A 21762-nucleotide genomic window follows, 5' to 3' on the forward strand; every position below is an offset into this window, starting at 1 on the left:
ATCAAAACCTCTTAGTCATTTTTATCTGGGGACTGTCCGCCATTGACAGTCTCGCAGCCAGAGGCGAATGGCGCGGGCGATCGCACTTTGGCTACTATCCCAAGGCTGGGGTAAAATCCTGTAACCAGGATAAGGGTCTGATTTAGATAACATTTTCACTAATTCCCACCCGTTAGGAGTTGAACGCAAGAATAACCAATGATAGCGTTGAATCACGAGCATCCTATTATTAATATACAACCTTTCACGGGTAACAATGAAGCCCAAATCAATATCATCACCAGTAGGTAAATCGGTGGGTAAATGCTCAGAAACAGGTATAGTTTCTGGGGGTAAACTGGTGGCTAAAATCACTGATGTAGGGATATCCTGTAAATGGTTGGTAGGTGGCGATCGCGTAATCACACGGTTAGCATAGGCGGGTAAATCCACCACCAACTCAGTGAGTAACTGGTTTAAATCTACCGGACATCGTGGATTTGGGGATATAATTTGTTGGACAGGTAAAATTCTAGGAGTCTGTTGTTGTCCATCAGACACCCTGACTCCCACCATTAGTCCCATAGCCCCCAAACTGACCGCCAGTTGGCTCAAAACTGACACAACGGTATAATCAACCATTAATAATCTGGTAAGGTGCGGATATCTCCCCTATATTGGGGAAGTCCGTACCTTGGATCGGCTGTAGCAGTTACGCTAGAGGCGTTAAAGTAGTAGATATATCGACTGGATAAGCGATCGCCGGAAGAAATACAATTGATGCTAACCTCGATCAAATTCCAGTCCCAAGCAGACATTAGGATCATTTATGTTGAAAAATTTGTTGGCAATTGTTAAACCGTTTTTTAAACCACTAATAGCGATCGCCCTGATTATCACCCTAGGATTTAGCCATGCTGACAGCGCCCTAGCAGCCAGGAGTGGCGGTCGGATTGGCGGTGGTTCATTTCGCGCCCCCAGTCGCACACTAGCCCCCAGTCCCAGACAAGCCCCAGGGGGTGGATATTACGGCCGCGGTGGGTTTGGATTTCCATTTTTACTTCCCTTCTTTGGTTTTGGCGGTTTCGGAGGACTATTTTCTATCCTGATTTTCGTGGCCATTGCCAATTTTATCGTGAGAAGTTTCCGCGCTGTCGGTGAAGGAGTCCAAGAAGCCGAATATAATAATCCCACAGTTTCCGTGGCTGAGGTACAGGTGGGTTTATTAGCTGAGGGTCGCTACCTCCAACAGGACCTCGCGCGCCTCGCGGCCACTGCTGACACCGGAACCCCAGAAGGTCGCGCCCAAGTCCTTCAGGAAGCGACTTTAGCCCTACTACGTCACCCAGAATATTGGGTCTATGGTGCGAGTGAGGCGGATCGGATGCGTTTAAATTCGGCGGAAGCGAAATTTAATCAGTTGGCGATCGCAGAACGTAGTAAGTTTACCGAAGAAACTCTCTCAAACTTCAATAATCAGCGCATTTCTGCTACTGATGACAAAGGAGCGATCGTCAGTCAAGATGCTACCGAAAATCCAGGGGAATATATTATTGTCACCCTAGTTGTGGGAGTTTTGGGTCAGCTTGAATTGCCTAAAATTGAAAGTTCCCAGGATTTGAGACAGGCGATCAGTCGTTTAGGTTCCATTGGTAGTGAACAGCTATTGGCGATCGAAGTTCTTTGGACTCCCCAAGCCAGTGGCGATACCCTTAGCACTGATGATATTTTGGCTTACTATCCTAATCTCAGATTGGTTTAGGCTGTCGTCCGGTGCGTCAAATCATCACGGCTGGTGTGGAGTTGACGCACCTATTTAATCCCATTTAATCCTGTGGCTGGTTCGATCGCCAATTATGTTTGACGATTTGCCTTTCTCTGGCGATCGCTAAGGAGTCGTCTGGCACGTCATTAGTAATCACAGACCCTGCTGCTACTGTCACATCATTTCCGAGGGTTACAGGGGCAACTATGACGCTGTTAGAGCCAGTTTTAGTGCGATCGCCTATAGTGGTGTGATGTTTCTTAAATCCATCATAATTAGCCGTAATAGTTCCCGCGCCAATATTAACTTTTTCCCCTAGGGTCGCATCCCCAATATAGGATAAATGGGCAATATTAGTTTTTGGTCCGACTTCCGCATTTTTTAACTCCACAAAGTTGCCAATTCGGCAACCCTCAGCTATGTTAGCATGACCTCGTAAATGGGTATATGGACCGATACGGGTATTAGAGGCGATCGTGCTATCAGAAATCACCGAATATAAAACCGTCACATTTTCCCCGATTTCGCTATTCTCAATTAAAGTTCCCGGTCCGATACGACTTCCCGACCTAATCAGAGTTTTTCCTCGCAGGTGAGTTTGTGGTTCAATAATTACATCTGGTTCCAATTGCACCGTATCATCAATAGTAATACTATCAGGGTCTATCAAAGTTACCCCTGCATCCATCCACCCTTCTTTAATCCATTCTTGAAGCACCTCATGGGCGGCGGCTAAATGGCGACGATTATTGATACCCATAATTTCCCGGAAATCTTCCACATCAACCGCCATAACCGGATCGAGGTCATGAACCGTATCAGTTAAATAATATTCCTGTTGGTCGTTGTCTGCTTTTAAATGGGGCAGAATTTTAGCTAAAGCCTGCCAATTAAAACAATAAACCCCCGCATTTATGCGATGATTTTGCTTTTGCGCTTCCGTACAATCGCGATGTTCGACAATTTCTTTAACCAGGTTTTTACTATCACAAAAAACTCGACCGTATCCGGTGGGATTCGGCAAATTCGCCGTTAAAATAGTAGCAGCATTTCCCTGTTGTTTATGAATCGTCATCAACTGTTGCAGGGTGTGGGGTCTCAGTAGTGGCACATCCCCGTTAAGAACCAGTAAATCCCCAGTAAAATCCTGTAAATAGGGTAAAACCTGTTGGATAGCGTGACCAGTACCTAACTGTTGTTTCTGTTCGACAAATTCTAAGCCTGCGTCTGGATATTTCGCCACCAGAGAAGTCTGGACTTGATCGCCGCCATAACCGACAATCACCAACTTTCGTAAGGGTTGTAAGTCTCGGGCGCTTTCTAAAACCCATTCGACAAGCGATCGCCCTCCCAACTCATGTAAGACCTTGGGAAGGTCAGATTTCATGCGGGTTCCTCGTCCTGCTGCTAGAATTGCTACTGCTACCATCGGTTTTAATACTTATAGGGTCTTTAAATTTGCCCCGGACTCAAAATTACTGGTTGTCTATAGTAGCTGAAATCCAGCGTTTTTTCCAGTGGCTACTAGGTTCTAGGGGTGAGGTGGCTTGTTCCGTTTGGCGGCGGTCTATAATTGACTGGTGGCGATCGCCCAAATTCGGGTCACGATAGGGGATAGCCGCGCGGGTGTTAAGCTGTTCCAGTTCCTTTTCGCTTAGAGGTGGTAAACCTACCCCGTCCCAACTGGCGATCGTTCCTGGGGCGCGGCGACCAAAGGGGGTACTAGAAGCGATCGCTAATCCTGCCATCATTAAAGCAGTTCGCACCGCCGCCGCACAGGAATAAGTGGCTAAACGTCCGTCAGGTTTTAGACATTGAGCCACCATAGCCAAAAATTCCACCGTCCACAGTCCCGGACAGGTGGGGGGAGAAAAGGGGTCAAGACAAATAGCATCAGCCTGAAAACCGGAATCATAGACCTGTTTTAACGTCTGTCTAGCATCACCAATTAGCAGTGTGGCTTGGAGGTTATGGGATGTTACCTGTAATTGAGTCCCCAGAGTCTTGAGATATTCGGGAATAGGAAGCGGATAATCATTTAATAAACCTTGGGCGATCGCCCTTTGGGGGACTCCCTGATCTAATTCTAATCCGATGATTTCAACTTGACAATGAGGGTTAACTTCCCAAATAGCAGCTAAAGCCGCTGCCGTATTATATCCCAAACCATAGCAAATATCCAAGATTTTCAGACTGGGTGCTGTAGCTTTAGCCGCTAAATTCAGGGGTTCGACAAATTTACTTTTTGCCTCTCCCTTCGCGCCAAAACGACTATGGAAAGCCTCCCCAAATTCTGGGGAAAAAAATGTAAAAGAACCATCCTCGGTAGGCTGTAGGGGTAAATCCTGCGGTGCCGACATCATGTTTAACCGTTGGGTATCTCTGGTAATCATATCTTGAATCTGGGGGGATTTATAGCAAATTTACAGCCGGGGAAGCCGGTAATCAGATTAGTGCAACTTTTCCCACTATTTAGAAGTAGACTGAGGCAAAATTGGCGATAGGTCAAAATCGGGGACGGCGTAAGTATCTGGACCGCCATAACTACCGACAAAAATAACTAACGCTGTCAGTAACAAAAACAAAAACCCAACCGATCCCAACCCTTGAGACTCATAATCGTAGTCGTATCGATAACGAGGGTCAGAGTTAAGATCCACGTGAATATGGATATTTTTTCCTTCGATTTCGGTGCGATCGTAGCGAATTCTATCACGGTTTGAACGTCTCATGGTAACTTCTCCCTGGTGGTCAACTGTTAGTCTATTGCAGCCACCAGGACAGCCATTCAGGATAAAACCAAAATAGCAGAAGTTAGGATCGAGTTAAATTCAACTAGCCGACATATCCAATTTGACCAACGAACCTGATTCATTGGTACGATAAACCAATTCATTTGCGCCGTCCGTTACTTTCACCTTCCACCCAGGGACAATCGCTAAAGTACAAAAAGCACCATCTTCCGGTAATCCCAGGCAACCATCAGTGCCATAATGCTGGTTGAGCCTCCATGATTCTCAATTCAGAATCTGGTAACATGAACTGTTGGGATGCTGCCGCCAAAACACCTTGGACAACTTCGAGACCAATAACAGTTAACATACCTCCCTCATCCAGTCCAATCAAATCAGCATCAGAACCGGGAACCACTACTTCTTCTAAAAAGATAACTGCTTCGGGAAAGTCTGGCGGTTGTAAAAAGGTGATGAAGTCTATACCTGTTTCCAGGTTAAATTCTACCCCCAAATCCAATCCATCAGGTTCGTTAAAGTTGCCAGTTTGCAAAATGGTAGTGGTGGTAGTGTCAAAGTTGAAATTCAATTCACTGGTGGGAGGAAGCGGAAAATCGTAGTCAAAACTTTGTATGGGGTTCCCATCAGGGTCAAAGAAGGTTATTTGTAGATCACTGAGTTGATCACGGGTAACTATGGTTCCCTCAAAACTGCTATCATAACTAAATTCTCCGATGGCGGTATAGCCGAAAATTCCTTGCCAGAATAAGGGATAGGTAATCAAGTCCTCGCTGAGAGGGGACGAAGCAAATACAAAGTTATCTGCTGTTAACTCAGCCGCTGTTTTTCCTAATACTATGGTCAGGGGTACGCCATCTAAACTAATGACTATATCAGGGTTAACTTCAGTGAGTGTCAGCCGTTCAAAACTGAGAGTAGGATCATCTAAACCAATGACATCAACTCCGGGTTCAAAATCAGTAATTACACTGGGATTAATGGGGAAATTGCCGTTATTTAAAATCCAAAACTGGTCAGAACCTGGGCCACCTGTCAGAGTGTCGCCATCAATTCCAGCAAATAATTGATCATCCCCCAAGTCTCCAAACAGTTGGCTACGAATGCCACCAATTAATACATCGTCTCCTTGACCGCCAAATAATTGGTTATTGCTGCCAGTTGATGCGTCTAGGATATCAGAACCTAACCCACCATACAGGATATCATTATTGCCTGCTAATAAGACATCATTTCCCTCTAATCCGTAGATCTGATTATTGCCACCGCCAACACTGCCATCAATTGTATCATTAGCTACAGTGCCAAATTGGATGGTATTATTTAAGCCTTCCAGACTGATATTCAGACCTGGCTGTGATGACATCAAGGCTTCCAGTCCTAATTCTGATGGAGTCATGATAATTCTTGGATAATTCAACAGTTGTCGCCGTCAGGCTATCATGGACTTCCTGAAATCGTCAAAGTTCTGATAATTATATAGTTAAGTATTCCGGCTATCAGTCACCAAAAATCCCCCACCAAAAGGCGGAGGATTAAGCGGTTTAGGTCATGGGGTTGATATTAGGCGTCGCTTTCAATATGGATGAACAGCAAACCCATCAAAACTGCAGGCATCAACCAGCAAACAACAGGAATCAAAATCCAAGGCAGGAAGGAAGCAGCGTAATCACCAGTCATGCTATAGGTCTCCTAATTTCAAAAGTTCAGGTTAATGTTGCACAAAAAAACCGACAGACTGATATTTGTGTGAAAATTCAGTCAGAATCGTGCTGATTAATTATTGACAAAACCTCTAAAGATTGCATCAACAACAGCAAAGTTTTCTAACAAGAAAAATGCCAAAAATGCACTTCCCATACCGCCGATGAAAAATCCACCAGCGAATTGGCTCCAACCTGCGGCGCTTTGCAGGGAATCACCTTCTTCGGATTTATCCCCTTGGAAAGTTACCAAACCGTAAGCGGCTAAACAGGCTGTGGCAATCAGTAACATAGCCAAGCCACAAATCAGGCCATTGAGGTTGGCGAACTCAGTGCCGCGTTGGGTTCCCAATTTAACCCAGGGACCACCGATAAAGTAACCGTGAGCCATACCGATTTCTAAGCCTCGCAGAAGAGGAGACAGACCGGGACGGTAGGCGGGAAGGTTGCCGATAAAGGTGCGGGTGAAGGCGGAATCACTAATGGGGGTGGATAGATGACCTACAAAGGGATCGCCGTTGTAGGCTTGAATCAACCCTTGATCCGTTGCTTGAGGCATACTGATTTTTCTCCTGTTCGCTTAAAATCTTGAGTTCAGGTGTTAAGCTCATATTTTAAGCAGCCCTGTGCAAACTATCGACAAAAATGGGAGTTAGCGTTAAAAAAGTTCACATATAATCCTAAAAGTTCATAAATTTTTACGTTTTCTGGCCCGATACCACTGGGAGAGGGTGGGGCTGGGAATACGGAGAAGGTAACCGATAATGACGATTTGGTTAATTAGGGTGGTTTGGAGGATGCCAATTTGCTCCCAGCGCCTGGCTGAGGTGATGACTGGGACTGGGGCGATCGCAATTTTGCCCCGTTTCTGTAGTTGCCGCACGAGTGCAAAGTCTTCCATAATTGGTAAATTGGGAAAACCGCCAATATCCCTAAAGGTTTGGGTTTTCATAAATAAGGCTTGGTCGCCGTAGGGGAGTTGACAATAATGCGATCGCATTTTTACCCCGAATTCCACCCAACGCAGTGGTAACATGGGGGCGGCGATTTCCAGTTCAAAGGCTCCCGCGATAATCTCAGGTTGACGGAGAATTTGCTCTATCCAATGGTTAAAAGCGTCGGGAAGCTGGGTGTCACCGTGCAAGAAGAGGATAGTATCTCCGGTGGCTATCGCGGCTCCTGCGTTCATTTGTCGGGCTTTCCCGGCTGCTGTGGTGATGACTTGGACGCTGAAAGATTGGGCGATGGTAACGGTTTCATCTTGACTGCCACCATCAACTACAATTACTTGAATGCCTTTGATACCCTGCAATTGCTTGAGGGTATGGGGGAGGGTTTGCGCTTCATTGAGGACGGGGATAATAATTGATATTTGGGGAATGTTGGCAATATGGCGATCGCTATGGGGTTGGGTCAATCTAGGGGTTCCTGGCTCGAAAATAGTCATCTGTTTCTAATTACTGGTAGCATTATATATCAACTGCGAAACAGACGGGTATACTGGATTTCGTGAGCCATGCTTGCTAATCCTAATCCCCAACTACAGCTAACTAAATCATCATCGTTTAACATCAGTATTTGCTGGCTAATTTCGGTGAGAGTTGGGGAAAGTTGCCAGAGCAGTTTTTGTCCGATGGTTTGACCTAATGGAATGAGTTTGACTCCGGCACCGACGATATGGGTAGCCCAACTATGCAGATATCCCAGTAGGGCTGTTTGGGGGTCTATCTGGCTATGGGCGGCGGTAATTCCAAAGGCGATCGCATAATTACAAGGCTGATCAATGGCTGATTTTATGTATTGAAAATAATCATGATCGCCATTATTTGCCTGGTAGATTTCCCCCATTAGTGCCAAAAGAGAGTTACCCATCTGCCAGCTTTGCAGACGCAATTCTGATGTTTCTTTACTGGCACTTAACCAACTATTCCAATGACATATACTGGCTAAATCTTGATTGATAAAACTCTGAAATGCTCTCATCATTAGGGCGGCTTCCAGACGAATCGCGCCATAATTGAGATCTTGAATTAACCAGTGATTCAGGTTTTCGGCGTTGGCGATAGATCCGCTTTCCACCAGAGTTTCTAATCCATCAGAATAGCTATAAGCACCCAAAGGCAACGCCGGACTAGATAGTTGTAATAATGGTAAAATCAAAGCCTGTCTCTTCCCTCCTTTCTCTTATCCAATTAATGATCATGCCCATGGTAGGCTCCCCTGTCGGGGTAAAATGGGGCGATTTCCTGGGTGACATGGCATCCTAACTTAATCAGTAAATCTGCTAAAACTCCATCAGGTTCCAGGCGCAAATACTGGCTGGTAATTTCTAGGGGAACATGACGATTGCCCAAATGATAGGCGGCGCGAATGAGATCTAAATTAGTCTGGGCTGTAACTGTGATGACGGGTTCTGGTTGGGCGACAATAGCTACAACTTTATCCCCGGTTTCGGAAATTAGGCGATCGCCCTCGGAGATATTCACACCACGATCCAAACATAAAGTCATGCGATCGCCGCCGGGGATATCAATATGTTGTCTAGTCTTAGTGCGTTGTTCCGCTGTTAGGGCGATCGTCCAGTCCGGTATGCGATCGAGATCCGGTGCTAATTTTTGAGTAAAAACCAACATGATGGTCACCACCAAGTAATTTCGGACTAGGGGACGCTTATCCGCCTTTTGAATCAGGGGGATAAGCCTTCCCAACTTTGCTAAAGCAAACCGATAAAGTGCAAAGGTCCCTGACCAGTAATCAATTCGACAATCACAGCGACAATTCCAATCATAGCCAAGCGACCATTCCAGACTTCCGCTGCTGTAGTCATACCCCATTCCCAACGTTCCTGGGGATACATTTTGACCCGTTTGCTGGGGCGCACCACTTCCGAGAAATGAACACTAGGACTTTCTAAAGCCTCAACCACCATATCAGCCAAATCATTAATAAAAACCGGATGAGTGTTCAAAGCCGGAACCCGGTAAAAATTCTTAATCCCGGACTCTTCGGCTAATTCCCGATACTCCATATCAATTTCTTGGAGAGTTTCGATATGTTCGGATACAAAACTAATCGGTACAACCAATAAATCCTCGACCCCTTGCTGTGCTAATTCAGGGATAGCCTCTTCGGTGTAAGGTTTTAGCCATTCCACCGGACCAACGCGGCTTTGATAGGCCAGGGTGTGGGGGTTAGGGCGGTTAAGAGTTTTCATAATCAACTCAGTACACCTTTCAATCTCAGCCTGATAGGGGTCTCCGGCTTCCTCAACATATTTAAGGGGGACTCCGTGGGCGCTGAAGAAAATATGGACTTGATCAGGGTTAGGACAGTGATCAAGTTCCTGGGCGATTAGTTGCGCCATAGCTTGTAAATATCCCGATCGCTGATACCAGGAGGGAACCACTGTATAATCAATTTTTTGTAGTTCCGGGTCATCTTCCCAAATCCTCTCAAGCAGCCTAAAACTAGAACCACTGGTGCTAATGGAAAATTGCGGATATAGGGGGAGAATCACTAATTCGTCAATGCGATCGCGCTTAATTTTAGCCAATGCTTCCTCGGTAAAGGGATGCCAGTAGCGCATTCCCACATATACCTGAGCATTATTACCTTTTTCCCCAAGTTTTTCTTCCAGGGCGACCGCCTGTTCTTCGGTAATCCTTCGCAGTGGAGACCCACCCCCAATTTCTTTATAATTTTCCTGGGATTTTGTGTGGCGCATGGTGGCAATCATCCAGGCTAGAGGTTTTTGCAGCCAAGTAAATGGCAGCCGGATAATTTCTGGATCGGAAAATAGATTGTACAGAAAGGGGCGGACATCCTCTAATTGTTCAGGTCCGCCTAGATTCAATAGTAAGACTCCAACTCTTCCCATGGCGCTTAACAGGTTCCCAGACTCTAATTTTTGTTACCCATTTTAACAAGATATTATATCAATAGGATCAAAGTCTATAGCAGAAGTTAAGGATTTTTGATTGATGGCAACATTTCTGAGACCGTTAAGCTATCGCTATCAGTGGCTGTATGATGGGATTTCCGCCGTGGCTGCTTTGGCTGTAGGTGGTGAAAGTCGGTTTCGCCGCCTGGCCTTAGAGGGTTTGTCTATCACCCCAGAAACGCGGGTGTTAGATTTGTGTTGTGGCAGCGGACAGGCTACCCAGATTATCGCACAATACTCGCAACAAGTCACGGGTTTGGACGCATCAAGGCGATCGCTTTCTAGGGCCATGGCTAATGTCCCCACTGCTGAGTATGTGGAAGCCTTTGCCGAAAATATGCCTTTTGAGGACTGTACTTTTGATTTAGTCCATACTAGCGCCGCCCTCCATGAGATGGCCCCCGACCAGTTACAACAAATTTTAAGGGAGGTTTACCGGGTACTCAAGCCAGGGGGTATATTTACTCTGGTGGATTTCCATAAACCAACTAATCCCATATTTTGGCCGGGTGTGGCGATGTTTCTATGGTTGTTTGAAACGGAAACCGCTTGGGAGTTAATTGATACCGACTTAAAAGGCTTACTGGCTTCTATGGGGTTTCAAGTGGATCTTTCCTCACCCATGGCGGACCGGACTGCTTTTCGTCTCTATGCTGGGGGGAGTTTACAAGTTATTCAGGCCCAAAAGCCTAGTTGACTGACAGAAGTTTAAGTTTTTGGAGCAAGTTTTAACAAATATGTGGAAATATTAAGGATTGCTACATTTTGAGGCAGTTGCGAAAATTTTGTGATAAAAACTTGGACTTAAAGATAGTAAAATTTGTCAATTCTGCTGAAGTTTAAACCTTAGATTAGGAGAAGTCCATTGATTTACTCAACTTTAATTGCAGCGGCTCCTAGCACTTTACCCTGGAGTCCCAATGTTGCCATTGTGATGATTGTTTGTAATGTTTTGGCGATCGCTATTGGTAAATTCACCATTAAACAACAAAACGTAGGCGCACCCACCCCCATTGCTGGTATGAGTGCTGGTGCTGTAGTTGGAAGTGCTTGCTTAGGTCATATCCTGGGTGCTGGTGTAATTCTGGGACTGGCTAACGTCGGTGGACTTTAAAAGTTAGATTTGGCACTGATTGTCAAGGGTTTTTATACCTTCTTTCCTCAGTCTAAATTAGACCAGGAAAGGAGGTTTTATTTATGGGAGATTAATTATGATAATCTCCCCCAGAACCATAGCACCAAGCATCAACCCAGCGATGAATATAATACTGTTGTTGAGCAGATAATTTTTGAGTGAGAGGGTTCAGAGACTTTCCGAGAGGGTACAGTAGACTATAGCTGGCTAAATTCAAATAGTGAATAGTCCAATCAACTAAATTTCCTAACCCCACCTGGGGAATCACTTTTAAGACAATAGCAGGGTGTAGAATTCCGGTAGTAAATAAAGTTTTAGCTAAGGCGGGAAATTGAATAACATCTTGTAAAAAAGGTTTAAGCACTGGTTCCCCCAAACGTTCCATATCCTGAAATACGGCGGCGAGAAGTTGATTAATACTATGACTATTAATGGTTTTATCCATCGGGACACTCATAGATTTTTGAAATAACCAAGTCACCGACAAACTGGGTTGATATGGTTGTAACAAAGCCAGAGATTTACTATCCAAAATATTAGCTTTCAATGCTTCATCAATACCGTTAGTTAAGCGATTCAGATGGCGTACCATTGCGCCAAAACCACCAAAACTTAAAGGGGACTGGCTACCGCTACTATCACCAATGGGGATAATAGAATTCCAGGGAGTTGCTAGGGGACTCTGGCGATAACAGGGGAAAAAACCAAATAAGGCTCGTTTAAAATTTAACTGGGATAATTCCACATTTTGATATTGAGGAAGTAGGGTTAAATAATCCTCAAAAAAGTCTGTTAAACTGGGTCTAGCTGGGTGTGCATCAAGATAACTAAACATATAGGTAGTGCGTCCGTCTCGGGCTGGGAAAGCCTCCCAAAAATACTGACATTGATTTTGCACAGGAGTAAAAGAAGCGAATATATCTCCGGTTTCATTGCTAGGATATCCGGTAGCGCAAGTCCCGACCACTAAACAAACAGCATCAGGAGTTTTTCCCTGTCTGGCTTGTTTGATAATGGGGGAAAAGTGACCCATTGCATCTAGTAATAGTCGGCTGGTTAAAGTTTGATTAACTCCGGTTTCTACGGTGACTCCATTGGGGTGAATGGTGGCGGCTTGGTAGGGGGTATTTTCTAAGAGTTGACCGCCAGCTTCTAAAAACCGGGTTTTGATGGTTTCTAGCAAATAAACTGGGTCAACACCAATATTAAGAACATCTCTAACCCAGATATCGGGAATGTCAGGAAAGCTAATTCTAGCGGGGTTATATTCAGTGGCGATCGCATTTTCTAATTCTTCTGGAGAGAGTAAATTTAATTGCTCAAATACCTGAAGTTCATGGCGGGAAATATTCCATTCTTGTTCTCGTCCCCTCAATTGTCCGCGTTCACAGACGGCGACGCGCCATCCTTTTTTGGCTAAGGTCGCACCGATAATAATTCCTAATGTTCCCCCACAAACTATGACATCATAATCAATTTGGTTAAGGGGTTGATCGGTTTCTGTGACGGTTTCTGGTATGGGTAGGCTATGGTTTTTGATAGCTTCCCAAAGGCGATCGGCGTTTTGTAGTCCGGTGAGAGGGTTTCCCGGAATTTGCGACAGAATTTGTTGAGTCAGAGACATGGCGTTTACAAGTTATCTTCAAGTTTGATAATACACTGGGAATAATTATTCATATTCTAACTCTATTCTGCGATAATTTCTTCCATAGTTCTGAAAAAGCGATCGCCATAACTAGAAGCAGCACGAACTTTGTTAATGTCTATGATTTCTCAAAGCTGGCAACCATGAGCAATTTTCTGATATTTGCCTTTTTGGGTATGACGAGTTGCTTCATTGAGAATAGTTGGTAATCTGTCCTTGGCTATGATTTCCACATGAGAATTGTCAGGGATTAAGTTTTTTCTAAATCCGTTTCCGTAGAACTTAATTAAGGCATCAATATCAGCAATAAACCAAGCCTCCATTGCTTGTACCATAAGATGACAGTAGCGATCGCTAACTTGGGCATCATTCCAGTGATCTCGATTTCTTAAATGTTGCCATGGGTTGTTATTGGTGACAGGTGCTTCTGAGTCAACTAATAAAATATTGCAACAATTCGGATGATCTACTAAAGCCTTGGTAAAACATTCATAGGCATTATTCCGCGAGCCACAGATAATTATATTCCATTTGATCCGGCGAACACGAACCTTTTTTACCAAGTCTCTAAAGCACTGATTAAAACTACTTCTAAGTCGAGCTTTAGTATTTTTACTATCTCCCCCACCTTCAATATAAATGCGAATTTCCTTTACCATCGATTTCCCCCAATTTCACCCATTCTCCATAAGTCTCCCAGAGTGTAGTTTTCCAGCCATTTTTTGAGTTTATCGGCTTCCAATCGACGAATAAAACTTCCACTTTCATGGCGATCGCATACTAATACTGACTCCGGCGGAAGTGCTGATATTAAAGCATCAGAATGGGTTGTAACAATCAGTTGAGTTCTTTCTGAGGCGGATATTAGCATTTCAGCAATCATTGGGAGTATATCAGGATGTAAACCTATTTCGGGTTCTTCTATACATAAAATCGGTCCTGGTGTCGGATCAAGTAGTAAAGCCATTAAAAATAAATAACGCAGTGTACCATCAGAAAGACGAGTAGCTGGGATCGGCTGAATTAAATCTTTTTCGCGAATAAATATCTGGACTGTACCACCATAAATTTTGATGATCAGTTCCTCGGCTTCTTCGTAAAATTTTTGTAAATTCTCGATAATTTCCCGACTTCCCAATTGATATTGTAAGTTATTTAACACCAATCCCAGGTTACTAATGTCTTCTAATATTGGGTGGGAAGGTAAATCAGTTTGTTGAGCCAATCTGGGTTCAGAATATCTGCCAATTTGCCAGTTACGATATAGATTAATCTGTGCAAATTGAGCAGCCAGATAACTTAACTGAGGATACATATCTGGATCTTTTCTTTGGGATAAAACTGATTGTTCGGGACTCAGAGTTTCTCGACGTAAGGCTCTTTTTTTGTATCCATCAACTTCGGTAGCCTCATTGATAACTGGACGACCCCCTTGATAACGATAAAAAAAATATGGTTCATTTTCTCCTGGATAAGGCTGTTCATTTTCGATTGCTTCATCAATGATTTCTAACCTCTGACCAGTTTCGGTAAAACTGATTCTGTAGCGCAGATTCATTGAACCTTCTAGGGGTGCAATAGTTGCGTCAATTTCGGCTATAGGAATTTTTTGGGTTCCTTTCCACAGGAAATCACTAATTCCTCCTCCTTGACGAATGGGAGTAGTTAAATCTGTAGGAGTGGCTTTTAAAATCCCCAAGGCTTCGATTAAATTAGATTTACCGGAAGCGTTACGACCGATTAATACATTTAAAGGCTCTAATTTAAGCGGTTCTGTATCACTCCCGTAGGAGAGCAAGTTTCGCAACTTTAGACTATGAATAAACTGGGACACCATTAAATTTTTAAATAGGTAAATAGGTTTGATCTAATATAACACAAATCCCAGAATTAGGTCAATTTTGACAGAGAGATTACTGTAGCCATACTATAGCCATCCTCCAAGATTGGCAGCCTAGCCGGGGTATATGGTAAAATAGTAAGTAGTCTAAATGATGTCTTTTTGCTTCTGAATAATCGCAGTTAATCCCCAATAAATCAATAAATGTAACCCCAATATACCCCAATTTAATAATAAATTTTCCCAGGTGGGTTCATAAACTGATGATAACTCAAAGGGTTGGGGAATAATTGTGCCATCAGGGAGGGTTACGGGTGGGGGAATTAGGGAATTTATATCGACCAGGGAACCATAAGCACCCATAGACCAGCGACTGACCATTAACCAAGAAACTACTCGGCTAATTCCTGACATTTGAAATAATACCCCAGAAAAAATAATTTGTGGTAATAATAGCAGGGGTAATGCACTATTAGCCTGGGCGCTATTTTGCACATAAGCGGATACTAACACACCTAAACCCATGGCTGATATGAGGGTCAAAAAGGTGGTAATACTTACCCCTAACATCCATGGGAATAAAGGGGTTGATGGAGATTGAAAGCAGATGGCAATTATCCCTACCATGAACAGGGTTTGTAAAAGGGCTAATCCTGATAAGACAATGAATTTGGATCCTAAATAAGAAACAATCCGTAAATTTACTAACCTTTCGCGGGTATAAATAGCGGTTTCTTTCACTAATTCTTGCAGAGAACTAGATAAACCCACCCAGATAGCGGCACAGGTAAAAACAAATAACACTTGTCGCGCTAAAGATGCTAAACTGATGTCAGCATCGCCCATAAAGGGGTCTCGATCGCCTATAGCTAACCTAATCAATAAAATTCCCACAGGCGCGGTTAGCAAATTCAGCAATAAATTAAACGGATCTCGCTTAATAAGCCGCCAATAGCGTTGAGTTAAAATTGATAATTGTTGGGGAATATTGGCGAGTTTTTGCGTGGCAGGTTGCCGCTGTTTTTCGGGTGTTTCTCCCCCAGTTAGATGATTAACTACATAATTCTGAAATTGGGGAGATTTGCGAAACCGTAAAGACCAATCTTGAGCGATCGCTTCTCCCTCTTCCAACAAATTATAAATATCGGCAAAATCTCCCGTATCTAAATCAAAAAACTCGAAGGCTTCCCCTGAGGGTCCAAAATAACATAACCTTCCTCCCCTTCCTAAAAACACGACCCGATCGCACATCATCATATTGGCGGTAGCGTGGGTAACTAAAATCACTGTCCGTCCTTGGTTAGCCAAACGACGCAACAATTCCATCATCTTTTTATCCAACCCCGGATCAAGTCCTGATGTCGGTTCATCAAGAAAAAATAACTTAGGATCGGCTAACAATTCCACCCCGATACTAACCCGTTTTCGTTGTCCGCCGCTAAGTTGCGACACCATAACATCACGGCGATCGAGCATTTCTATTTCATAGAGAGTTTTAGTAACTGTGGCTTCAATATCTGCGTCTGGGGGTAAGCGTAATTTAGCCGCATAGGTGAGAACTTCTCCCACGGTTAAGTCTCGATGAATAATATCATCCTGGGGAACATAACCTATTTGATGACGATAGAGATTAAAGTTTTGTTGTAATTCGTCACCATTCAGATAAACAGAACCCTTAGTAGTCGCACTGATACCTAATAATGTTCGCATTAGGGTAGATTTTCCCGCACCACTTCCCCCCACTAATGCTACAAATTGTCCCGGTTCAATCGCGAAGGTTAAATCACTTAATAATACCTTCGATTTCCCTCGACGATCGCGAACTAATCGCAGCAATCTTTGAGCATCTAATCTAATGCGATCGCCTAAATCCATGATTTCTAAATTATCCCCCTGGCGCATCAGGGTAAACGGACCGATTCTTATGGTATCGCCATCTAGTAATCGGGTGGCTTTCTGGATTCTTTTCCCATTAACAAATATGCCATTAGCACTATAATCATTTAAAATATAATGACCCATGTCATCGGGTTCAATAATCCCATGACATCGTGATATAATAGGGGAATCTAACTGCACTGTCGCGGTGGAGTCTCTACCTAACATCACCGATCGCTCTTTTAGGGAAATAGCCGGAATAACCGAAGATGGGGAACTGCTAGGATTATTGGGGTCAAAGTAGCGCAACCTCATCTGATTTTTCGGGTTCTGACCGATGGTAATTTCCACCCCACTCCTTAGTCGATAGCCTTCCTTAACTGTAATTCTAGTATGGTTAATAAACAGACCATTCGTGCTAGGTTGCTGTCCGTCTCCGTCATAAATATGGTAGGTGTCTCCGATTTGGCGTAGCATTAGATGACCGGCGGAAATCACTCGCCAGGTTTCGGGAACTACTAAGTCAGCGCGGGTGCGATCGCGCCCCAAAATATGCTGATTTTGGGTCAATTCAAAGGTGATAATTTGTCCCTGATTGTTTAATTCTAAATAGGGGGACTTCTTAGATAAGTTGGACTTCCCATTTAAACCCGTCATCCCTACACCTCCCAAATCCTATCAGGTCAGCATAGCAAATATATGCACCTGTTGAGTTAACAGACCAGGGACTATGGACAGGGGACTAGGGACTAGGGACAATTAAAAATCCCCCTGAATTAGGGGGACCGAAGGAAGTAGCCGAGGGTTGAATCAGTTGGATAATTTTAGTAATCTGGGGTAATATCCCCAAGAATTGATAGGGTTTTATCAAAATTTTCTTCACCAATAGAGAAGTTTATGCTATATGAATATATGACAGTTGTCGGCGATTTTCAATAGCATCAATTTGGGACTTAATCCACTCCAAATCAGGAGAAATAATTTGTTCATCTGTTAAGTGGTCGTAGGCTTCCCAAGTGTTATTAACATCGGCATCATACCAGATAAACCAGTCGCGATAAAGTTCGCCTTCGTCAATATCTGGACACAAAGCCAACCAATCATCTCCAGTAAAGTGATCAACTTCATCGGCAATTAGATACAGCCAAGAATTAGATTGAACATGAGAGTTGGTAGGGGAACAAATGGTAGATGTCATCGCTTTTTGTTTGAACTCGATAACTGTAATATACCCAGTGGATGATTAACTTAGGGATAGTGTATGTGACAGTATTTGAACTGTGACAGTTCCCAAAACCATCAAATTTAGATCTGTAGTAGTCACCCAAAACCAGAAAGACTGGCATAATAACCGAGATGTCAACCTAGGTGTTTGGCGACCTTTCAACTGTCATGACCATTGTTTAACTCTGAGGTTTCTGGCCACTTCAAGCCGCTTGTGCTTGAGTTTTTTTTTCCTCAGACTTGATCACGATCCATTTGCCGCTTATCGGGTCACGGTAAGTGGTGAATGGATTAGACTTTAGTTTTTTGTAACCAATTTGAGTATCCATCTGCTTAATTCTGATAAAATCGCCCTCAGTCTTTACAGATCAGGGGCGGGAGGACTAAAGGGTTAGAGTTGGGTTGAAATCGGTATGAACTCTAAAAACTATGCCCTGTATGTTCATTATTGTGCGAAACCTCTCTTATTTACCGTGATACTATGCCCTTGTTCAGGTGAAATTGATCAGATATGATTGTGATATGAAACACCTATGACTTGTGATCTTGCATCCGTGATTTTTCGGAGGTTATACTGTCCCGGTGAGGATAGACCTGGTAACTAATTGACGATTTGCCAGAAAAAGGTTTTATGATGTGGTAAAAGCTGATTTTGAGGATATGATGCACAAAAGAATCGAAGTTTTAGCTACCCGCGACCAAATAGTCGAGCGATCGCAAGAAATCATCCTCAGCCAAATGGAGGCGGCGATCAAAAGCCGAAATCGGTTCACCATAGCCTTAGCCGGGGGAGGGACTCCCAAACCAGTTTATGAAGCCCTAGCCAAACAAGATTTACCCCTAGACCAGATCCATATTTTCTGGGGAGATGAACGCTATGTACCCCCAGACCACCCAGATAGTAACCAAAAAATGGCTCGCAGTGCTTGGTTAGATCGGGTAAACTTCCCAGAGTCTAATATTCATCCTATGCCCACAGGTAGTGGCAATCCTCAACTAGACGCAGAAAACCACGATCGCCAAATTCGAGAATTTTTTGGGGTAACTCCGGGAGAATTTCCCAGTTTTGATATGATATTGTTAGGAATGGGGGATGATGCCCATACAGCCTCTCTGTTTCCTTTTACAGATGCACTACAAGTGTGCGATCGCCTAGTAACAGTTGGCAATAAAGACGGTGAACCTCGCATCACCTTCACCATTCCCCTAATCAATCAAGCTGATTGTGTCGTCTTCCTGGTAGCCGGGGCTAGTAAGCGATCGGCTTTGGCTGAAGTTTTTGCCCCCACAGGGGATGCAAACGCCTACCCCAGTCGCTTCATTCAACCCCAGGGTGAACTTTGGTGGCTACTTGATGCGGCGGCGGGAGAAGAAATCCAGAAAAGCTGAGATTTTAGAGACTGATGCTAGGTTAGGATCTAATTGTTAGCTATGGTGCGATCGCTTTCGATAGCGTAAGGAGAACTCTATGATTGTCTGTCCAAACTGTAATCATCAGAACCCAGAGGGCGCAACTCAGTGCGAATCTTGTTATACTCCCCTTCCCACGACCACCAGTTGTCCCAATTGTGGCGCAACAGTCCAAGCCGATGCTTCTTTCTGCGGTCAGTGTGGTTATAATTTGCTACCGACCCCAGACGGTGAAGAAAACCAGAACCCTGATTTAATTCCGACAGTAGTTCCGCCGCTACCAGATTTGGTATTTCCTGACCCTTTACCAGATGAAGAGGTCCCCACAGTAGCATCTGGTTCTAATTCGGCTGTGAATTTACAAAAATCGAGTCCCTCACCCGTTGCTAGTCCTAGTCCATCTTTCCCGCCACCTCAGCCAGACCCCGACCCAGAGCCAGAGCCAGAGCCAGAGCCAGTAGTACAACCCCCAACTCAGTCAACAGTCCCACCACAGCCAGACCCTATATTCTCACCTTCTCCAGCAGTGGCTACTGGGGGAACTCACGCCACCCAACTTCAGCAACAAACTGCTAAATTGATTCATGTTCAAAGTACAACTGCCCTAGAAATCCCCCAAAACTTACCCGTGATTCATATTGGTAAACCTAATGATCTAGTTCCCCCGGATATAGATGTTTCTGGGTTTACTAATGCGGAAATCGTTTCGCGAACCCATGCTAATATTCGCCTAGAAGGCGATGCCTATTATATTGAGGATGTGGGTAGTTCTAACGGAACATATATTAACAATATTCCTCTGCCAAAAGGAAACCGTCATCGGTTGCGACCAGGCGATCGCATCGCTTTAGGTAAAGGGGATCTGGTGTCGTTTATTTTTCAGTTGTCCTAAGACCTGACCCGTCAATTGCCAGCCACTCAAAACTAACTGGAAACCGGGATAATTTTTAACACATTGGCTGTGCTTTGTCAACAATTATGTTACAATTAATAATGGCTGTAACTGTAAAAGGAAAAATTGGCTATGAACGCTAAGAAAGGAATCATCAAACGTAGTGACCTAATCGGTCGCCTAGTCCTCGATCGCCAAAGTGTCGAACAATTAGGCCACATCGAAGAAATAGCAGCAGATCTGAACTCCAACCAAGTGATAGGCTTCACTACCAAGTCAGGAATGTTACCAGTGGGAGGCAAAAAACGGGCATTTAGTTGGCAACAAATTGAGACTATTGGGGTCGATGCTGTTCTGGTGAATAAATCCTCAGAGGAGGGTAATTTTATATTGCCAGAAAATGCTGATTCTAGCATTAATCATGAAGTGTGGACTAATGCTGGTAAAAAAGTGGGGGTTCTGGTTGACTATCTAATTAAAAATGATACGGGTACAGTGACTAATTATTTGTTCAAAACTGATGGTGGTTTGCGAGGCATTTTACAGGGAGTCTATATTATGCCAGCATCAGCCATGACCAGTGCGGGTAGTAAGCGAGTAATTGTGTCGGAATCAATGGTTGAAAATCCGCCCCAGTATACAGAAGGCTTGGATCAAAAAATTGGTCAGGCGGCGGAATTTTTACAGGAGGATTTTGAAAATACCCTCAGCGACCTGGACCGCTTAAAAAAAGAGGCCCAAAAGTTAGGGAAATCCTCATCAGATAGTGCTGATCAAAACTTGGACAAGGAGGATACTAAATCATCCGACACTACTGATGCCGAAAATCCCTAGATAAGGATTATAGCCAGCCATAATAGCTAAATTAGATCACTAAGTAGGTGGGAACAATTCCGACAATAGGCACATCATAGAACTGAAAATTTCCGCTCTCATAAAATCATTTGTGCGGGCTTAGTGCGAATTTTTGGACACCTACTTATTGAATCCTTCAGGCTGTCTTGGTGTACTAATTTACTAGATATATGATGACAAGTTTACACTTGGTAGACATTGCCAAAAATTCCTATAACTTGTAGGTTGGTTATCTATTTTTCAGGACTTTGTTGTATATTTTTTGCCTATTAAATTTTGGTGTGATTACTCTCATCCTGCTTCATTCTAGCCGACCTCTTCCTTTGCATCGTTGGACTTTTGAGGATAAACCGATCTTGCGTATTGGTCGCTCGAAAGATAATGATGTTATTATTGGTAGTGCCGTGGTTTCAAGACATCATCTGGAATTGTGGAATAAAACCTCTGGATGGGAATTAGTCAATTTTGGTGCTAATGGCACTTATGTTAATAATCAGATGGTTAACAAGAGGCGAATTGTAGATGGTATGGTAGTCCGTTTAGGACATACCGGACCCCGGCTTTTAATTCGCTTAAAACTTGTTAATGATATTCAACTCAACAAGCAATTAGATATCCCCGATTTAGAAGATTTAGCAGCCAATGATATCACGGAATCCGACCCAGGTCATACCACCCGGATCGAGTTTGATGATGATGATGATGATTAAACATTCAGGGAATTTAACTAGCTTTAATCTGGTCAA

The 21762-nt window shown here is 43.8% G+C and carries 25 protein-coding genes; 7 read left to right on the forward strand and 18 right to left on the reverse strand.

Features of this window, described 5'->3' with window-relative positions; genetic code table 11:
- Positions 1–21: 21 nt before the first annotated feature.
- Positions 22–621 carry a hypothetical protein gene (locus NLZ44_RS15260; protein ID WP_008053129.1) on the reverse strand — a complete coding sequence of 200 codons (600 nt, stop codon included), beginning with the start codon at positions 619–621 and terminating at the stop codon, positions 22–24.
- A complete protein-coding gene (locus NLZ44_RS15265) occupies positions 621–806 on the reverse strand; it encodes a hypothetical protein (RefSeq protein ID WP_008053128.1) in 186 nt (61 codons plus the stop codon). The genes NLZ44_RS15260 and NLZ44_RS15265 overlap by 1 nt, the downstream gene beginning before the upstream one ends.
- A 2-nt stretch (positions 807–808) precedes the next feature.
- Between NLZ44_RS15265 and NLZ44_RS15270 the strand changes: the two genes are divergently transcribed.
- Positions 809–1741 (forward strand): DUF1517 domain-containing protein, encoded by a 933-nt coding sequence (locus NLZ44_RS15270; protein WP_008053127.1) that lies wholly within the window; start codon positions 809–811, stop codon positions 1739–1741.
- Positions 1742–1805: 64 nt separating this feature from the next.
- On the opposite strand, the gene glmU is transcribed toward NLZ44_RS15270, so the two are convergent.
- The 11 genes from glmU to hemH all read right to left on the reverse strand — a co-directional run bounded on the left by glmU (position 1806) and on the right by hemH (position 10074).
- Positions 1806–3173, reverse strand: a complete 1368-nt coding sequence (gene glmU / locus NLZ44_RS15275; RefSeq protein ID WP_111890729.1) for a bifunctional UDP-N-acetylglucosamine diphosphorylase/glucosamine-1-phosphate N-acetyltransferase GlmU — start codon at positions 3171–3173, stop codon at positions 1806–1808.
- Positions 3174–3219: 46 nt separating this feature from the next.
- Positions 3220–4137, reverse strand: coding sequence for a tRNA (5-methylaminomethyl-2-thiouridine)(34)-methyltransferase MnmD (locus NLZ44_RS15280; protein WP_006668449.1), 918 nt, complete (start codon positions 4135–4137; stop codon positions 3220–3222).
- 75 nt (positions 4138–4212) lie between these two features.
- On the reverse strand, positions 4213–4476 hold the full coding sequence (locus NLZ44_RS15285) for a hypothetical protein (protein WP_193520854.1): 264 nt from the start codon (positions 4474–4476) through the stop codon (positions 4213–4215).
- A gap of 99 nt (positions 4477–4575) precedes the next feature.
- On the reverse strand, positions 4576–4719 hold the full coding sequence (locus tag NLZ44_RS15290; protein ID WP_493753008.1) for a DUF8738 domain-containing protein: 144 nt from the start codon (positions 4717–4719) through the stop codon (positions 4576–4578).
- Between the two features lie 7 nt (positions 4720–4726).
- Positions 4727–5893, reverse strand: a complete 1167-nt coding sequence (locus NLZ44_RS15295) for a calcium-binding protein (protein WP_493750346.1) — start codon at positions 5891–5893, stop codon at positions 4727–4729.
- Positions 5894–6057: 164 nt separating this feature from the next.
- Positions 6058–6174, reverse strand: a complete 117-nt coding sequence (locus NLZ44_RS15300) for a photosystem I reaction center subunit VIII (RefSeq protein ID WP_006618478.1) — start codon at positions 6172–6174, stop codon at positions 6058–6060.
- 96 nt (positions 6175–6270) lie between these two features.
- The gene (locus tag NLZ44_RS15305; protein WP_111890726.1) at positions 6271–6756 is read right to left on the reverse strand and encodes a photosystem I reaction center protein subunit XI; all 486 of its coding nucleotides are present in this window, start codon (positions 6754–6756) and stop codon (positions 6271–6273) included.
- 129 nt (positions 6757–6885) lie between these two features.
- The gene (locus NLZ44_RS15310; protein WP_493750347.1) at positions 6886–7644 is read right to left on the reverse strand and encodes a TIGR04283 family arsenosugar biosynthesis glycosyltransferase; all 759 of its coding nucleotides are present in this window, start codon (positions 7642–7644) and stop codon (positions 6886–6888) included.
- A 29-nt stretch (positions 7645–7673) separates the two neighbouring features.
- The gene (locus tag NLZ44_RS15315; RefSeq protein WP_493750348.1) at positions 7674–8357 is read right to left on the reverse strand and encodes an urease accessory protein UreF; all 684 of its coding nucleotides are present in this window, start codon (positions 8355–8357) and stop codon (positions 7674–7676) included.
- 32 nt (positions 8358–8389) lie between these two features.
- On the reverse strand, positions 8390–8830 hold the full coding sequence (gene ureE, locus NLZ44_RS15320; RefSeq protein WP_008053680.1) for an urease accessory protein UreE: 441 nt from the start codon (positions 8828–8830) through the stop codon (positions 8390–8392).
- A gap of 80 nt (positions 8831–8910) precedes the next feature.
- Positions 8911–10074 carry a ferrochelatase gene (gene hemH, locus NLZ44_RS15325; RefSeq protein WP_006668453.1) on the reverse strand — a complete coding sequence of 388 codons (1164 nt, stop codon included), beginning with the start codon at positions 10072–10074 and terminating at the stop codon, positions 8911–8913.
- 103 nt (positions 10075–10177) lie between these two features.
- Here hemH and NLZ44_RS15330 point away from each other — a divergent pair, with 103 nt between their 5' ends.
- On the forward strand, positions 10178–10834 hold the full coding sequence (locus tag NLZ44_RS15330) for a class I SAM-dependent methyltransferase (protein ID WP_493750349.1): 657 nt from the start codon (positions 10178–10180) through the stop codon (positions 10832–10834).
- A gap of 168 nt (positions 10835–11002) precedes the next feature.
- Entirely contained in the window at positions 11003–11251 is a 249-nt protein-coding gene (gene psaK, locus NLZ44_RS15335; protein WP_006623816.1) for a photosystem I reaction center subunit PsaK, read from the forward strand.
- A 91-nt stretch (positions 11252–11342) separates the two neighbouring features.
- Here psaK and NLZ44_RS15340 read toward each other — a convergent pair whose 3' ends face one another.
- From NLZ44_RS15340 to NLZ44_RS15360, 5 genes are all read right to left on the reverse strand, one after another.
- Positions 11343–12896, reverse strand: a complete 1554-nt coding sequence (locus tag NLZ44_RS15340) for an FAD-dependent oxidoreductase (RefSeq protein WP_493750350.1) — start codon at positions 12894–12896, stop codon at positions 11343–11345.
- Positions 12897–13045: 149 nt separating this feature from the next.
- Positions 13046–13576, reverse strand: coding sequence for a DUF4276 family protein (locus tag NLZ44_RS15345; protein ID WP_493750351.1), 531 nt, complete (start codon positions 13574–13576; stop codon positions 13046–13048).
- Positions 13570–14724, reverse strand: a complete 1155-nt coding sequence (locus NLZ44_RS15350) for an AAA family ATPase (protein ID WP_231296330.1) — start codon at positions 14722–14724, stop codon at positions 13570–13572. Before NLZ44_RS15350 ends, NLZ44_RS15345 begins: the two co-directional genes overlap by 7 nt.
- Before the next feature lie 180 nt (positions 14725–14904).
- Positions 14905–17292 (reverse strand): ATP-binding cassette domain-containing protein, encoded by a 2388-nt coding sequence (locus tag NLZ44_RS15355; protein WP_493750352.1) that lies wholly within the window; start codon positions 17290–17292, stop codon positions 14905–14907.
- Positions 17293–17530: 238 nt separating this feature from the next.
- Complete coding sequence (locus tag NLZ44_RS15360; RefSeq protein ID WP_493750353.1) at positions 17531–17833, reverse strand: hypothetical protein; 303 nt, start codon at positions 17831–17833, stop codon at positions 17531–17533.
- 689 nt (positions 17834–18522) lie between these two features.
- Here NLZ44_RS15360 and pgl point away from each other — a divergent pair.
- The 4 genes from pgl to NLZ44_RS15380 all read left to right on the forward strand — a co-directional run bounded on the left by pgl (position 18523) and on the right by NLZ44_RS15380 (position 21726).
- A complete protein-coding gene (gene pgl, locus NLZ44_RS15365) occupies positions 18523–19248 on the forward strand; it encodes a 6-phosphogluconolactonase (RefSeq protein WP_493753009.1) in 726 nt (241 codons plus the stop codon).
- A gap of 79 nt (positions 19249–19327) precedes the next feature.
- Positions 19328–20161, forward strand: a complete 834-nt coding sequence (locus NLZ44_RS15370) for a double zinc ribbon and FHA domain-containing protein (protein WP_493750354.1) — start codon at positions 19328–19330, stop codon at positions 20159–20161.
- Positions 20162–20293: 132 nt separating this feature from the next.
- Positions 20294–20995: a PRC-barrel domain-containing protein gene (locus tag NLZ44_RS15375; RefSeq protein ID WP_493750355.1), complete on the forward strand. Its 702-nt coding sequence runs from the start codon at positions 20294–20296 to the stop codon at positions 20993–20995.
- 302 nt (positions 20996–21297) lie between these two features.
- Positions 21298–21726, forward strand: a complete 429-nt coding sequence (locus NLZ44_RS15380; RefSeq protein ID WP_493750356.1) for an FHA domain-containing protein — start codon at positions 21298–21300, stop codon at positions 21724–21726.
- Positions 21727–21762 lie beyond the last annotated feature (36 nt).

The sequence above is a fragment of the Arthrospira sp. PCC 9901 genome, from assembly GCF_059013425.1.

Bases quoted from the DNA above. Each gene is read 5' to 3' on its own strand.
- NLZ44_RS15305 (WP_111890726.1), bottom strand. From the start codon at position 6,756: ATGCCTCAAGCAACGGATCAAGGGTTGATTCAAGCCTACAACGGCGAT.
- NLZ44_RS15285 (WP_193520854.1), bottom strand. From the start codon at position 4,476: ATGAGACGTTCAAACCGTGATAGAATTCGCTACGATCGCACCGAAATC.
- NLZ44_RS15280 (WP_006668449.1), bottom strand. From the start codon at position 4,137: ATGATTACCAGAGATACCCAACGGTTAAACATGATGTCGGCACCGCAG.
- NLZ44_RS15310 (WP_493750347.1), bottom strand. From the start codon at position 7,644: ATGACTATTTTCGAGCCAGGAACCCCTAGATTGACCCAACCCCATAGC.
- hemH (WP_006668453.1), bottom strand. From the start codon at position 10,074: ATGGGAAGAGTTGGAGTCTTACTATTGAATCTAGGCGGACCTGAACAA.
- NLZ44_RS15295 (WP_493750346.1), bottom strand. From the start codon at position 5,893: ATGACTCCATCAGAATTAGGACTGGAAGCCTTGATGTCATCACAGCCA.
- NLZ44_RS15270 (WP_008053127.1), top strand. From the start codon at position 809: ATGTTGAAAAATTTGTTGGCAATTGTTAAACCGTTTTTTAAACCACTA.
- NLZ44_RS15360 (WP_493750353.1), bottom strand. From the start codon at position 17,833: ATGACATCTACCATTTGTTCCCCTACCAACTCTCATGTTCAATCTAAT.
- ureE (WP_008053680.1), bottom strand. From the start codon at position 8,830: ATGTTGGTTTTTACTCAAAAATTAGCACCGGATCTCGATCGCATACCG.
- NLZ44_RS15340 (WP_493750350.1), bottom strand. From the start codon at position 12,896: ATGTCTCTGACTCAACAAATTCTGTCGCAAATTCCGGGAAACCCTCTC.
- pgl (WP_493753009.1), top strand. From the start codon at position 18,523: ATGCACAAAAGAATCGAAGTTTTAGCTACCCGCGACCAAATAGTCGAG.
- NLZ44_RS15375 (WP_493750355.1), top strand. From the start codon at position 20,294: ATGAACGCTAAGAAAGGAATCATCAAACGTAGTGACCTAATCGGTCGC.
- NLZ44_RS15345 (WP_493750351.1), bottom strand. From the start codon at position 13,576: ATGGTAAAGGAAATTCGCATTTATATTGAAGGTGGGGGAGATAGTAAA.
- NLZ44_RS15300 (WP_006618478.1), bottom strand. From the start codon at position 6,174: ATGACTGGTGATTACGCTGCTTCCTTCCTGCCTTGGATTTTGATTCCT.
- NLZ44_RS15265 (WP_008053128.1), bottom strand. From the start codon at position 806: ATGATCCTAATGTCTGCTTGGGACTGGAATTTGATCGAGGTTAGCATC.
- glmU (WP_111890729.1), bottom strand. From the start codon at position 3,173: ATGGTAGCAGTAGCAATTCTAGCAGCAGGACGAGGAACCCGCATGAAA.
- NLZ44_RS15260 (WP_008053129.1), bottom strand. From the start codon at position 621: ATGGTTGATTATACCGTTGTGTCAGTTTTGAGCCAACTGGCGGTCAGT.
- NLZ44_RS15330 (WP_493750349.1), top strand. From the start codon at position 10,178: ATGGCAACATTTCTGAGACCGTTAAGCTATCGCTATCAGTGGCTGTAT.
- NLZ44_RS15370 (WP_493750354.1), top strand. From the start codon at position 19,328: ATGATTGTCTGTCCAAACTGTAATCATCAGAACCCAGAGGGCGCAACT.
- NLZ44_RS15355 (WP_493750352.1), bottom strand. From the start codon at position 17,292: ATGACGGGTTTAAATGGGAAGTCCAACTTATCTAAGAAGTCCCCCTAT.